Here is a 13383-nt window from a genome sequence, read left to right as displayed (position 1 = left end):
AATGGCCTCTCGAGACGTTCCCTATTCGACCACTTCGCCTTCGCGTACGGAGGTCGATGCGCTCGCCGGTGCGACGGTCCTCAACTTCGGCACCGACTGGTGCGGCTATTGCCAGGGCGCGCAACCGCTGATTCGCGAGGCGTTCGAAGCGCATCCCGGCGTGCGTCACCTGAAGATCGAAGATGGCCCCGGCCGGCCGCTTGGCCGTTCGTTCCGGGTGAAACTGTGGCCAACCCTGATCTTCCTGAAGGATGGCGCCGAAGTCGCGCGGGTGGTGCGGCCGGTGGACGTGCAGGCCGTGCAGGAAGGATTCGGCGCGCTGCTCTGACGGCACGCGCTCCTGTCCTGGGGACCGCAAGGCTGAAGGCTGAAAGGCCGAGTGTACCGCATTGACATAGTGACGTCATGATGTCACTATGTCGTCTATGGACATTGATCTCGACAGCCGTATTCCGCTCTACGCTCAGGTCGAAGCAGTGCTTGCGGCCAGCATCGCCGACGGCACGTATCCGCCCGGCAGCCAGTTGCCCAATGAAGACGCGCTGCTCGAACGCTTCGGCGTGAGCCGCACCACGCTTCATAAGACGGTGCGCAACCTGATCGAGCGCGGGCTGATCGAAATTCGCCGCGGCAAAGGGACCTTCGTCACCCAACCGAAGATCACCCAGGAACTCACCGAGCTAAGCGGTTTCGTCGAAGACATGCAGGCGCTCGGACGTCATCCGAGCGCACGCCTCGTCGACAAGCAAGTGCTGCATGCCACCGATGCCGTCGCGCGCCAGCTCGCGGTTCCGGCGGGCACGCCGGTGGTGCGCATCCAGCGGGTGCGGCTGGCGGACGGCATGCCGCTGTCATTCGACGAAACCTGGTTACCCAAAGCGATTGGCGAAAAGATCATCAACAACGATCTGGAAACCGAACCAATCTTCTCGCTGCTCGAGCAGAAATACGACATGCCGCTCGTCGAAGCCGAATACCGGCTCGAAGCCACCTGCGCAAACGAAACGGTGGCAGAGGCGCTCGGCGTCGAACCCGGTAGCCCGATTTTCCTGATCGAACGCACCTCGTATTGCGCCGGGCATCAACCGGTCGATTACGAAAAGCTTTACTACCGTGGCGATCAGATCCAGTTCGTGACGCGCCTCGCCCGGCGCCCGAAATCCTGACCGCCAGCGCGGCGGAATGCGCGCAATGAAAGGCACCTGACGCGCGGCCACGCGCGGATCGTTCGACTAGCGAGGACAGCAGCAATGGATGTGGGCTTTACCTTCTGGCTCTTCGCGGTCTCGCTTGGCGCAAGCGCGCTGGGCGGCATGCTCGGCATGGCCAGCGGCATCTTTATCGTGCCCATCCTGACCATGTTCGGGCACCTCGACATCCACGTCGCGATCGGCGCCAGTATCGTCTCCGTGATCGCGTGCTCATGCGGCGGCGCGGCGCCGTTCCTGCGCGGCCGCACCACCCATGTAAAGCTGGCGGTCGTACTGGAAACGGCTACCACGCTGGGCGCACTGTGCGGCGTGTTGCTGGTCGGCCTGCTGCCGGTGTCCGCCCTCTTTCTGCTGTTTGCGCTGATCCTGCTGGTATCGGCGCGGCAAATGCTTGCGCGCCGCGCGGACCCGGGCACAGCGCTACGCGCAGCCGGTGCCGGCGGATGGAGCGCGTCGCTCGGACTCGATTCGAGCTATCCGGACCACGCCTCGGGCCGCGAGATCGCCTATCAGGTGCAGCGAGTGCCGGCGGCCATGCTGCTGATGTACGGCGCGGGGCTCGTCTCGGCGCTGCTGGGAATCGGTAGCGGTGTACTGAAGATTCCCGCCATGGATACGGCACTGCGCCTTCCGATCAAGGTCTCGTCGGCGACCTCCAACTTCATGATCGGCGTGACGGCCGCGGCCAGCGCAGGCGCGTATTTCCTGCGCGGCGATATCGTCAGTGCAATTGCCGGGCCGGTTGCGCTGGGCTCCGTCGCCGGTGCGGTGCTGGGAGCGCGCGTGCTGATGCGGGTGTCCAACGAGAGGCTGCGGGTGTTGTTTGTCGTGGTGCTGGTGGCGCTCGCTGCGCAGATGCTGTTCGAGGCGTTTCACCTCCACCCGTTCGGCGGCCAGGCATGAGCGGCGGGATCCCGGCAACATGCGCTTCGCTCGAACGCCTGCTCGCTGCACTGCTCAAGGGTGGGACATGGATCGCATCACTAACGATTGCGACCGGTCTGCTGCTGACGCTCGGCCAGCCACACGCGCACATCTATTGCGGCCTGACGCTGTCGGGCTCGTCTATCGTCACAGTGGGGATTGGGCTGTTTATTCTGCTGCCGGTGCTGCGGCTTGCGCTGATGCTTGGGGTGTTCCTGCACCGACGCGACTACCGGTTTAGCGCGGTCACCGCGCTGGTTCTTCTGATCGTGCTGACCGGTTGCGCCGTGGGCGCCCATCTGAGCGTGTCGATGCCAGGCTGAAGGTCCTGCTTCGCATCCTGTTTCGCACGCTGCTTCGCACCGTGAGTGCCTGAACTGCGCACGCGCCTGACGTATCAGGCGCGTGCCAATCGAACCTGCCCTAACCTGCTAATCAGTTCGTGCCTGCATTGCCAGCCGTAGCCGGCAGACGCGATTTCGACGGATGGCCCATGCCGCCTTCCTGCAGCCAGTAGCCGAGAGCCATGAAGATTCCGCCGCCGGCGAGGTTGCCGAGGGTCACGAAAACTTCGTTGTGGATCGCGCCAGCCAGCGTGACATTCTCAGGATGCTCGCCAAGCAGCGCGAGTGCGAACACGAACATGTTCGCGACACTGTGCTCGAAGCCGCATGCAACGAAAGCAAACACCGGCCAGAAAATCAGGCCCAGCTTTGCGCCGTCGTTGCTGGTGCGTGCCGCCATCCAGATGGCGAGGCACACGAGCCAGTTACACAGCAGGCCCTTCGCGAAGAGCGCCAGACCCGGCGCCGACATCTTCGCCGTCACCGCCTTGAAGAACACTTCCGAACCGTCGGTCAGCAGCACGCCACCGCCGGCCGCATGCAGGAGCGCAGCCAGTACCACGGCGCCGATCAGATTGCCGATCCAGCAGACGATCCACACCAGCACCATGCCGCCAACACCCGTCTCGCCGCGCAGCACCGCGAGCGGCATATACATCGCCGTGCCCGTGAACAGGTCCGAGCCGGCGAACACGACGATGGTGAGCGCGCACGCAAACACAGCGCCCATGATCAGGTGAACGTAAGCTGGATCGACGTGCGAGCCGACTGAGAACATCAGGATATCGCCGAAGCCGATATAGGCTCCAGCCATGGCCGCGCCAATCAGAAAAGCGAGGGGCGAGCGCACAATAGCCGACACTTTATGTGCACCGGTCTTTGCGAATTTGTCGATACTGTCTGCGTACATCATTGCTCCAGAGGTTGGTCTCCCGCCCGTCGCCAGGGGCTCGGCGGTGCGTCAAACTGGCGCATATGATAGGGCGACAAATCGCGTTGTCGATCAACAAGTGCCGGTATTCGCGGCTCAATAAAACTGTACTCCCGCGACCGCGTGAGTTCTGTATCCCTTTTTGAGTACCGTGCACACAGATGGGGCGACAGGACCACATTTGCGCTTCCTCAGTGGCGCTTTACTGCGACATTTCGATCATTGCTAATGCGCGAATAATCTGCTGCCATTGCGCCGCGCTGCGGGACGCGCGCGTCTCTATTACTGAATATTTCTCGCGACGACCAAAGTCACTGCACTAAAAAAAACGCCCTGCCGATCGCAGGGCGCCTGGGTCGTTTCGCATGAGACAGGTCTCATTGCGCGTTACCAACTGCCCGCTTACTTTGCCGGCGCGCTAGCCACATCGAGTGTCTTCAGGTCCTCGGCCGACAGCGTCAGACGCGTCGCGGCCGCGAGACTTTCCAGTTGCTCCACCGAGGTGGCGCTGGCAATCGGCGCGGTCACGCCCGGACGCGCGATGACCCATGCCAGCGCGACGGCGGCCGGCGTGGTGTGGTTGCGTTTCGCCACGTCGACCAGTGCATCGATAATCCGGAAACCGCGCGGGTTCAGATACTTTTCGACGCGCGAGCCGCGCGCGGCGTTCGTCGTATCTTCCTTCGAACGGTACTTGCCGCTCAGAAAACCGCTGGCGAGACTGAAATACGTCACCACAGCAAGCCCGTTTGCCGTGACAACCGGTTCGATGTCGTTCTCATACCCTGCGCGGTCGTACAGGTTGTATTCGGGCTGGACGATCTGATAGGCCGGCAAGTCCTCGTCCTTCGCGATCGCCATGGCGGCTTGCAAGCGCGCACCGCTATAGTTCGACGCGCCGATCACACGCACCTTGCCTGCCTTGATGAGCTTCTGATAGGCGCCGAGCGTTTCGTCGAACTGGGTCTTTTCGTCGTCGAGATGCGAGAAATAGACGTCGATGTAATCCGTCTGCAAGCGACGCAGCGAATCGTCGACGGCGGCCTGGATGTTCGCGGCCGACAAACCGGCGCGCGTGCTCAACATACCTACTTTGGTTGCGAGCACAATCTTCTCGCGCTTGCCGCTTTGCTTGAACCACTTGCCGATGATGGTTTCCGACTCGCCGCCCTGATGGCCGTCGACCCACGCGGAATACACGTCAGCGGTATCGATGAAATTCAGGCCGTGCTCGACAAACGCATCGAGAATGGAGAACGAAGTGCGTTCGTCGGCGGTCCAGCCGAACACATTGCCGCCGAACACGAGCGGTGCGACCTGAAGATCCGATGTGCCGATTTTGCGTTGCTGCATGACGGTTCCTGTCGAGTGAATTACCGGACAAAAAGCATAGCACCCGGACAGAAATCAGGTGTCCGGCCACTCAGCCTTGCGTGCGGCTTACATCACTTCGTCACTTCGTCACATTGTCACTTCGTCAAACGCGCCCGCACGGTGTATTCGTTGTCGAGCACCGCATCGAAATCGTGGTCCTCGTCTCCTCGCGCATGGAAATCGGCCGAGAGCGGCTCGACGGGATAACCGCGCTTCTCCCAGGCATCGAGACCGCCCTTGAGCGCGTGCACGTGATGAATATTCTTGCGATGCAACTGCGTCACGATGCGCTTGGCGGTGGCTTCGTTGGGACACACGCAGTAGACGACGATCGGACGCGCCAGCAAGGCGGGCTCGAGCTGATCCGGCGACTCCAGATCCAGCGCGCGGGCGCCGGGAATCCGGTAGGCCTCCTTCTCGCGCACCTCCTTGGGACGTGCATCGAAGATCAGCGGCGGCGCGTCCGACTTCATCAGTTCGTCCAGTTGCTCGGGCGAAATGCGCACCTTGGCGAGCCAGCGGCGAAACTGCACGCGGCGAATCCACCGGTACGCAAGAAAGGCCGCGCCCAGCACCCCGAAAATATCGAACACCGTGCCGTGATTGTGTCGAACCAGCAGCATCAGTTGGGCGATTTCATCATGCAAGGCCGCACCGCCGACGAGCCACGCACCGGCCCATAGCGATGCACCGAGCACATCCCAGAGCAGGAAAATGCGCGGATCGATAGAGGTCGTGCCGAGCAACGGCGCCGCGATGAGACCCAGTCCAGGGATGAATTTGGATACCGTGAGAAGCGGCGCGCCGAAGCGTTCGAAGAAGTGACGCGCGACCCGCACCGTGGCGTCGAAGGACAGCGAATAGCGCACCAGCGAATTGAGCATGCGCCGGCCGCGCAGCCGTCCCACGGTGAACCAGAGCGCGTCGGCGAGCAGCGTCGCGCAGATCGCGGCCGTGAACACGCCTGCATAGGAGACTTGCCCCATGGCGGCCATGGTGCCGGCCAGAATCAGCATGGGCGCGGCCGGCAACGGCATGCCGAGTTGCGTGATCAGCACGCTCATGAACACGGTCCACGCGCACAGCGACGGTGGAATAGCTGTCGGGAATTGCCACACGATACCGCTCCGGGAAAGCCATCGCCGATGGCTGAACTTCGTTCTGTCTCTGCAGCCCTGGCAAAACCCGGCTTACTGTCGACCGACGGATTCTAAACAAAAATGCCAATTCGCATCATCGAGCCGGGCGATCGAACGGGCCGCACGCACGCCGCCTCCCTACCGGTCGTCCAGCCGCCATGCCCGCTGCGCCCTTGCGGGCATGCAGCGGGAATCTGCCGAACCTGTAGAAGCGAAAGACGCGCGCGAGGCGCTCAGCTGGAAGTGAAAGCGACGTACGGACCGGTGCCGCCGCCTGGCGAGCTCGCACCCGCCATGCCGTAGTAGACGTGGCGCCCGAAGAAGAACGGCAAGCCCATATCGAAGGTGCCGGACATATACGAGGCGATATCGTTGAACGCGTAGTTGCCGGAACTGAGCAACGTGTTCGCATTGGCCACATTGAAGTTGATGGTGGCCGTCGTGAGATTGTTGCCGGCAATCGAAACCGAGCGCGCCAGCGTCGTGCCCGGAACATAGTCCTTGCGGCTGTTCACGCCAATGCTCGCATCCTGGAAGAACAGCACGTTCGAGCCCGAATCGAAGAACGCCGTGCCGGCGTAAGCGGTGCCGTTGTAGTTCGCGTTGAAGTCGCCCCAGGAGCTGGTCGTCAGCACGGTGGCGCCGCTGCCGGCGAGCGTGTTGTTGGGCTGCGTATCGATACCGAATACGAGCGTACCGCTTGCCGATTGCGCGCCGCTCGCGTCGAGCGGCTGCATCTCCACCACGATGCCGTTACTGTCCGCCCCGAAGAATTGCACGGGGTTGCTCACCTGCTGGGTGATCGCCTGGTTCGTCACGCTGCAGTTCGAACTTGTGCACGCGTAGTAGAACCCCGCCGGGCTATTCGTCACGCACTGGCTGCCGCAGTCTTGCGGCGCCACGCCGAGTCCGAGAATGCCATTCGCGCCCAGATCCGTCGGCACCGCAAACGGCGGCTGTTGCTGGCAGTCGCCGGGTGCGGAAGCGTTGAGCAGCGGGTCGGACATCACCTGAATGGGCACGTTCTGCGCCACTTCGCCGCCTAGCCTGAGATCGGCGTTGCGCACGGTGCCCCACGAGTAGCCGCTGCCGAACAGCGCGCATTCGGCGATGGTGGCCCCGCTCGATGTCTGGGTCTGCGGGTTGAGCGTATCCAGCGTCGTCGCAGGAATGGCCGAGGCGAACAGGCGCAAGCCGAACGACTCGGTATCGAGCAGCACGTTGTCGATCGTCGTGCAGTTCGCAGCCGCGCCGCTGCCGGCCGTGCAGAGGGTCACGCTGACCATCGGCAGGTTGAACCGGTTAAAGGACGTGTGCGACACGCTGATCGACACCGCATTGGCGGCGAGCGCGGTCGGCACCGCACCCGGATTCGACGGACTGATCGTGCCGTTCGTGGCCGCTGGGCCGTTGGTCGGCGGGTTGGACGGGGCGTTGCTCGAATTTCCGCTTGTCGAAGTGGACGACGAACTGCCGCCGCCACCGCCGCACGCGGCGAAACCGCACAGAATGGCCGCAAGCAACGCCCACGCGAATTTTTTTGTCATCTTGATCATGATCATTGCAGGTCGTCGGGACTCGTACCTTGTGGGAGTGCCCCGGGCAACCAGGCCCGGCCGCTGAAGTGGCCCATGTGTCCGCCGGACTGCACGATCAGCCCCGTCTGCAGCACCGTGGCGGGCCCGTGGCCGCCGCCCTGGGTCGCGCGTGCCGCGCTCACGCCCTGCAGATACGCCGGGAAATAGCTGCCCAGCAGCGTGCTGAGCGGCGCCATCTGCGGGCCTTGCCAGACCACGGCGAACACGCTGCCACCCTGCGCAATGTATTCGCGCACGACAGTGCCGGATAGAAGCGTGGTTTCATTGACCGTATAGGCCACCGCCGCTGAACTGGTGTGCTGCACCAGCCGCGTGGCCGCACTGGCACGACTCGCCGGCCAGCTCGGCGCGCCGCCGAGCGCGGCCTGCGCGGGGATGCCGGCGGCTAGCGTGATCACCCCCGCCACCGCGCGAAGCATGCTGCCTGTCATTCTTTCTCCCGGGTTTTCTTATCGCGCGCAGGGACGTGTTCTGACTTGCGCCACCTTACACAGCGAGGATGGATTATTAGGGGGATCGAGTGCTTCTAATCGGCGGAAAAGAACGGGAGAAAGGCCGCAATTGCGGATTGTTCGACGGTGCAAGGCGGGCGCATGAATAGCCACGGCCCGCCGGCCGGCTGAGGTGCAGTCCTCGTCGGGCCGTTGCTGGCCGGGCCCCGGTCACGCGCATGGCGCGCAAGTTCGCGCCCGTTTGTAAGTCATCCAGTACGGGAGCGCCGCGGATTCGCCCGCAAGGCGTCGATCTGGTCGAGCAGATCGAGCACCAGCGCAATGCCGGGCGGATTGATCTCGAGATCATGCGCGAGCCGCCGCGCGGTCCGCACGCGCCGCAGCGACGCGCCGCCAAAGCGCCACTCGTCGGGATTCGCGCCGCGCGGATCGAACGCGCCCTCGGCGACCCACAGGGTGACCTCCTGCTCCGACGCACCGCTCGCCCGGCATAGCTCGACCAGCGTGAATTCGACTTCGTCATTGACAATCTGGCCTTCCAGATAGGTCGTCACGGACTCTTTCATGATGAGCGATCATCCATAAAAATGCGCACGCGGATCGAAGTTGCACGCCTGCCGCAGCGCCTTGTAGGCGGCTTCGGCACCCGGCGTGTCGGCAGCGGGCAAGACGATGTTCAAGACCACATAGAGATCGCCGGCCGGCGCGTTGCCGCCGCTGCCCGGAATGCCTTTGCCTTTGAGGCGTAAGCGCCGGCCACCCGCCGAGCCTTTGGGCACGGTCATCTCGACCAGGCCGTCCGGTGTCGGCACGGCGACCGGTGCACCCAGCGCGGCTTCCCACGGCGCGACCGGCAAGTCGATCGAAACGTCGCGCCCGTCGAGGCGAAAGCGCGGATGCTCGCGAAACGCGATCTCCAGAAACAGGTCGCCGGCCGGTCCGCCACCGACGCCCGGGCCGCCTTGTCCGGCAAGCCGCAAGTGCTGCCCGGCCTTGACGCCCTTCGGAATGGTCACGTTCAAGGTGCGGGTTTGCAGCGCGACGTGGCCCTGTTCGTCGACTGTGGGCATCTGCAGCGAGATGGCGCGTTGCGCGCCGCGGTAGGCCTCCTCCAGGTCGATCAGCACCTTCGCGTGATGGTCCTGACCGCCCATGCTGGCCGACGCGCCGTGCCGGGCGTGGCCGCCGCGGGCGCGGCCGAACATCGCTTCGAAGAAATCGTCGAGGTTGGCCTCAGCGCCCGCCTCGTGGCCTGCTCCCTGCCCGAAGCCGCCGTCGCCCGCTCCGCGGAATTCGAAGCCTGCGTCCCAGTCAGGCGGAGGCTGGAAGTCCTGACCGCTTTGCCATTCGCTGCCCAGCCTGTCGTAGGCAGCGCGTTTTTCCGGGTCCTTCAGCACCTCGTACGCCGCGCCGAGATCTTTGAAGCGCTCTTCGGCGTCGGCCTGTTTGCTGACATCCGGATGATATTTGCGAGCCAGCTTGCGATACGAGCGCTTGATATCGTCCTGGGTCGCGGCCCGCTCCACCCCGAGGGTTGCGTAATAGTCCTTGTATTTCATTTGAATGACAGCCCCTGAAAGGTGAGGACGGCACTGCGTTCAAATTGCCGGCGGCGCGAGCTTGCCACGCCGCCCGCGGTCATTCGGTGAAGCGAAAATAGCCGCTATGCAGCAGCACCGGTCTGGCGCCCACTTCGGCGAGCATTTCGCGGGCCGCCTGTTCGATCGCATGCCGGTGCGAATCGAACGCGCTGATCAGGTCGCTTTCCCGCAGCGAGACCGCGCCGAAGTGATCTTCGAGCGCCTCCGCGGTGATGGCGCACTGGACATGCTCGTCATCCACGATGGCCGTGAAGGCGACGACGAGATCCCGGCCGCAGTATTCCGGGCTTTCTTGCGGGAAATGAATGTGCATGACACCTGCCTGGCTGTTCCGTGGGCTCTGCATGCCGGCGAACCCAACGAGATCGGACGTCTGCGTGAGCGCATGCATGGCGATTCGTCATGCCGCGGTCACACACGCGTTCCTTCAGCATAGACGACGCGTGCTGCTGCACAAGCCGCGCCATTGGACTTGTTGTCGCGGTGGCCAGCCTCGCGGCGCTCCTTCAGCTTTAGACAGGCCACGGCAGTTCAAGTGGGCCTAAGCCAGCTCAGGATCCACGTGGTCACGACGATTTCGCAGCCGCGCGCCTCGTTCAGGGGCTGCCCGGCTATCAGTCGCCGGTCCGCGCCATGTCTCTGCTATTCGCCGAGGAGCGCCGGCCGACGCCGAAGCTGCGCAGTTTTGTCGGCTTCGGGTGGCGACGTCTGGTTGAGCGGGGCGGATGGCTGCGCCCGGTCGGGACCGTCCATTGCTACTGAAGGTAGATCCTCACTCAAGGAGTACGTGATGAGCAAAACGCCACAGACCACGCCCCCGGATCTCGAACATCCGGATCCCACCCGTCACAGTGACAATGAGAAAAGCAAAATGCCCGAACGGCATGACGAATCGCGCAAGCAGTCGCCCGCGGACAAGCCCGGCAAGAAGCCGGGCGAAGGTGAAACGCCGGTAGGTTGAGATCACGCGCTGGCGCGGTGCACACGTTCAGGACTTGTCCGCGTCCCGTCCGTTGCCGGCCAGCGCGCTGACCCAGCCGCTGCGCGGTTTGCCCGCCGTCTCGGCGATCTGCCAGGCAAACAGGCCAGGTATGAAGATCAGCAGGTCGCGAATCCGGCGCGCGCCCGCCAGCGCGAGACAGGTGGCCGGATCGAGTCCCAGCGCACCGCCGATCAACACGAAACCGCCCTCCTGCACGCCCAGGCCGCCCGGTACAAAAAACGCCGCGCTGCTCACCGCCTGAATCAGCGACTCGATCACCACGGCCTCGGTAAAGCTCACCTGCGTGCCGAGGAAATACAGCGCCACCCAGATTTCGAGGGCCGTCGCGAGACATTGCACCGGTTGCCAGAAGAACAGGTAGCGCAGCACCACGCCACGGCGGCGCCAGATCAGTTTGATGGCCTGATCGATCTGCGCGGACTGTCCAACGAGCGCCGCCAGCTTGCCGCTGGTCGCGTGATTGAGCATGCGCGTGAGGCGCTCGAAAGGACTGGCGTGCTGCACCAGCGAAAACAGCACCAGCAGCGGCGTCAGCGCGACAATGCCCCACGCGAGGTCAGACGCTAGCCGTAACGTGCCGGATTGCGCGTGCGCAAACAGAAAGCCTATGCCGACCATCGTGAACATCAACTGGCTGATCAGCGTGAGCTGGATGTCGGCCACGAGGCTCGCCACCGCCGTCGACGCACGCACGCCGCGCCGCCGCAGCAGGCGAAACGACACCACCTCGCCGCCGATGCGCGCCACCGGCAGCATGCAGTTCACCGACTCGCGAACCCAGACGATCTGCAGCATTGCCAGCAGGCTCGGGCGGTTCGCGCCACGGATCAGCGTCTGCCAGTCGCGCGCGTTGGCGAACATGGGCAGCACGTGCACGACGCCCGCCAGCAGCAAACCCGCGCCTGCAGCGCGCATCAACCCCAGAACCGCGCCCGGATTGTCGTGAAACACCAGCCACAGCGACGCCACGAGGCCGAGCAGCGCCGCGACACGCCCCAGATGCCGGTTCATGCCGGCACCCTGCGGAGTCGGCGCTGTAGCGCCTCGCCGCCGCTTTGGGAAAAAATCTGCATGGCCCGTTACTCGTCCTGTACCGGGGACAGCAAGCCGTTGCCATCCACCTCGAAACTGAAGCCGCGCCAGATCACCCGTGTCGAGAAGAAGCTCGCCACGAAGACCGCAAACGACACGATATCCCAGAACGCCAGCAACAACAGGTCCCGATGCGCTTGCCGTAAAGCACGATCCGACTGCATTTTAAGTGTCAGCCGTGCGAGCAGCGCGGCGAAAGCAAGTGCCCATGACCACGTGGCGGCACCGGCGAAGATCACCGTCAGCAGCGCGAACGGCAGCGGGTGCATGAGCGCCGAGCCGAGGTGGCCCACCGGGTCGATCGTGCGGATGGTTCGGCTCCAGCGCAATTCGTGCGCCATCAGCTCGCCCAGGCCCACCTCGACGCATGCGTGTGCAATGGTGAACGGCGGGACGACCACCTCCTCGCCGATTTTGCGCACTGCTTCGCCGATCGCGTGATCCTCGGCCAGGTGATGCACGAAGCGGCCAAAGCCGCCAATCCTGTCGAGCGTGGCGCGGCGCATCGCAATCGTCGGTCCGAAACAGGGACGCGCGAGACCGAAGGTGAGCCCGGTCACCACCCCCGGCAGAAACTGGTAGTTGGTCGTGGCCTCCGAAAGGCGCGGCCAGAATCCGGGATCGGGCTGGCCGCGATACGCGCACGTGACGAGCCCGACACCGGGCTTTTCCAGTTCGCCAACCAGATGACGCAAATAGTTCGGGCCGACGCTCACGTCGCTGTCTGCGAACACCAGTACATCATGCTGCGCTTCGGGCAGCATGTTGATGATGTTGCTCATCTTGCGATTCGGTCCGTAGAGCCGCGTATCGGCGACCACGGTGATATGCGCCTCGGGATAGCGGTGTCGCAATGCCTCGACGGTGTGCAAGGCCGGGTCTGCGGGATCGTGTACGCCGAACAGGAATTGCACCGGCCCCGGATAGGTCTGCTCACAGAAGCTCGACAGATTGCAAAACAGCGTTCGCTCCGCACCGTGGAGCGGCTTGACGACAGTGACAGGCGGAAAGCTGGCGGGCTCGGCCGGCGCACGCGCAAAGAACCGCGTGACGAGGGCGCCTGCCAGCAAGGTATAGAGCATGCCCAGCACGGCACCGGTGCCACTGATCCCTGCGAGGGTGACGGCAAACAGATGCAGGCTGCGCTGCGGCCCTTGTTCGTAACCGATCCAGCCGATCACGAGCAACGCGCTCATCAGGCACGCGAGCCACCCTGCACGCTTGATCATCGGAGCATCCTGCTGAAGCGGCTGCGGTGTCCGGGACAGATCAAGCACCGCGTGTCCATCGCTTGCGCCGCCGTCATCACGCTTCGTGCGCGCGCAGGAACCGGAAGAACTCCACGCCTTCGCGCAGACGCCGCATCATCATGTCCCAGCTCATCAGCATCTCGCGCACGATTTCCCAGATCTTCGACGGCCGGAAATAGAAGCGCTTGTAAAAGCTCTCGACGTGGTGATAGATCTCCTCACGCGACAGGTGCGGATAACCGATCGCCGCCAGCTGCACCCCTTCCTTGCTCACCAGGTTGATCACCTTGTTTTCCTGCAGCCAGCCGTTTTCCACCGCCTGATCGTAGAGCCGCGTGCCCGGATACGGCGCGGCGAGCGACACCTGGATCGTGTGCGGGTTGATTTCCTTCGCGTACTCGATCGTCTTTTCGATCGTTTCCTGCGTCTCGCCCGGCAGCCCCAGAATGAACGTGCCGTGAATC

General features: G+C 63.8%; 15 protein-coding genes and 1 pseudogene. 5 read left to right on the top strand and 11 right to left on the bottom strand.

Features of this window, described 5'->3' with window-relative positions; all coding sequences use genetic code 11:
* Position 1 precedes the first annotated feature (1 nt).
* From VGH41_RS06060 to VGH41_RS06045, 4 genes are all read left to right on the top strand, one after another.
* Positions 2 to 328 carry a thioredoxin family protein gene (locus VGH41_RS06060; protein ID WP_331596444.1) on the top strand — a complete coding sequence of 109 codons (327 nt, stop codon included), beginning with the start codon at positions 2 to 4 and terminating at the stop codon, positions 326 to 328.
* Positions 329 to 416: 88 nt separating this feature from the next.
* Positions 417 to 1166, top strand: a complete 750-nt coding sequence (locus tag VGH41_RS06055; RefSeq protein ID WP_331596443.1) for a GntR family transcriptional regulator — start codon at positions 417 to 419, stop codon at positions 1164 to 1166.
* A gap of 84 nt (positions 1167 to 1250) precedes the next feature.
* Positions 1251 to 2114 carry a sulfite exporter TauE/SafE family protein gene (locus tag VGH41_RS06050; protein WP_331596442.1) on the top strand — a complete coding sequence of 288 codons (864 nt, stop codon included), beginning with the start codon at positions 1251 to 1253 and terminating at the stop codon, positions 2112 to 2114.
* A complete protein-coding gene (locus tag VGH41_RS06045; protein WP_331596441.1) occupies positions 2111 to 2458 on the top strand; it encodes a DUF1634 domain-containing protein in 348 nt (115 codons plus the stop codon). Before VGH41_RS06050 ends, VGH41_RS06045 begins: the two co-directional genes overlap by 4 nt.
* A gap of 112 nt (positions 2459 to 2570) precedes the next feature.
* Here the strand turns inward: VGH41_RS06045 and VGH41_RS06040 are convergent, their stop codons facing one another.
* The 8 genes from VGH41_RS06040 to VGH41_RS06005 all read right to left on the bottom strand — a co-directional run bounded on the left by VGH41_RS06040 (position 2571) and on the right by VGH41_RS06005 (position 9887).
* Complete coding sequence (locus VGH41_RS06040; RefSeq protein ID WP_331596440.1) at positions 2571 to 3392, bottom strand: formate/nitrite transporter family protein; 822 nt, start codon at positions 3390 to 3392, stop codon at positions 2571 to 2573.
* Positions 3393 to 3812: 420 nt separating this feature from the next.
* On the bottom strand, positions 3813 to 4763 hold the full coding sequence (locus VGH41_RS06035; RefSeq protein WP_331596439.1) for an aldo/keto reductase: 951 nt from the start codon (positions 4761 to 4763) through the stop codon (positions 3813 to 3815).
* Positions 4764 to 4879: 116 nt separating this feature from the next.
* On the bottom strand, positions 4880 to 5902 hold the full coding sequence (locus VGH41_RS06030) for a VTT domain-containing protein (RefSeq protein WP_331596438.1): 1023 nt from the start codon (positions 5900 to 5902) through the stop codon (positions 4880 to 4882).
* Between the two features lie 254 nt (positions 5903 to 6156).
* Positions 6157 to 7470 carry a DUF3443 family protein gene (locus VGH41_RS06025; protein ID WP_331596437.1) on the bottom strand — a complete coding sequence of 438 codons (1314 nt, stop codon included), beginning with the start codon at positions 7468 to 7470 and terminating at the stop codon, positions 6157 to 6159.
* Between the two features lie 11 nt (positions 7471 to 7481).
* A complete protein-coding gene (locus VGH41_RS06020) occupies positions 7482 to 7952 on the bottom strand; it encodes a DUF2844 domain-containing protein (RefSeq protein WP_331596436.1) in 471 nt (156 codons plus the stop codon).
* Positions 7953 to 8221: 269 nt separating this feature from the next.
* Positions 8222 to 8539, bottom strand: a complete 318-nt coding sequence (locus tag VGH41_RS06015; protein ID WP_331596435.1) for a chaperone modulator CbpM — start codon at positions 8537 to 8539, stop codon at positions 8222 to 8224.
* 9 nt (positions 8540 to 8548) lie between these two features.
* Positions 8549 to 9532 carry a DnaJ C-terminal domain-containing protein gene (locus VGH41_RS06010; protein WP_331596434.1) on the bottom strand — a complete coding sequence of 328 codons (984 nt, stop codon included), beginning with the start codon at positions 9530 to 9532 and terminating at the stop codon, positions 8549 to 8551.
* 79 nt (positions 9533 to 9611) lie between these two features.
* On the bottom strand, positions 9612 to 9887 hold the full coding sequence (locus tag VGH41_RS06005) for a DUF1488 domain-containing protein (protein WP_331596433.1): 276 nt from the start codon (positions 9885 to 9887) through the stop codon (positions 9612 to 9614).
* Positions 9888 to 10364: 477 nt separating this feature from the next.
* Between VGH41_RS06005 and VGH41_RS06000 the strand changes: the two genes are divergently transcribed.
* Positions 10365 to 10535 (top strand): hypothetical protein, encoded by a 171-nt coding sequence (locus VGH41_RS06000; protein ID WP_331596432.1) that lies wholly within the window; start codon positions 10365 to 10367, stop codon positions 10533 to 10535.
* 27 nt (positions 10536 to 10562) lie between these two features.
* On the opposite strand, the gene VGH41_RS05995 is transcribed toward VGH41_RS06000, so the two are convergent.
* The 3 genes and pseudogenes from VGH41_RS05995 to VGH41_RS05985 all read right to left on the bottom strand — a co-directional run.
* Positions 10563 to 11588: a lysylphosphatidylglycerol synthase domain-containing protein gene (locus VGH41_RS05995; protein WP_331596431.1), complete on the bottom strand. Its 1026-nt coding sequence runs from the start codon at positions 11586 to 11588 to the stop codon at positions 10563 to 10565.
* 68 nt (positions 11589 to 11656) lie between these two features.
* Complete coding sequence (gene hpnI, locus VGH41_RS05990; protein WP_331596508.1) at positions 11657 to 12865, bottom strand: bacteriohopanetetrol glucosamine biosynthesis glycosyltransferase HpnI; 1209 nt, start codon at positions 12863 to 12865, stop codon at positions 11657 to 11659.
* A gap of 109 nt (positions 12866 to 12974) precedes the next feature.
* A pseudogene (locus VGH41_RS05985) lies at positions 12975 to 13383 on the bottom strand (hopanoid biosynthesis associated radical SAM protein HpnJ); the annotation flags it as partial.

The sequence above is a fragment of the Paraburkholderia sp. genome (assembly GCF_036488795.1).
GTDB lineage: Bacteria > Pseudomonadota > Gammaproteobacteria > Burkholderiales > Burkholderiaceae > Paraburkholderia.
This window is presented reverse-complemented; position numbering and strand designations above follow the sequence as displayed.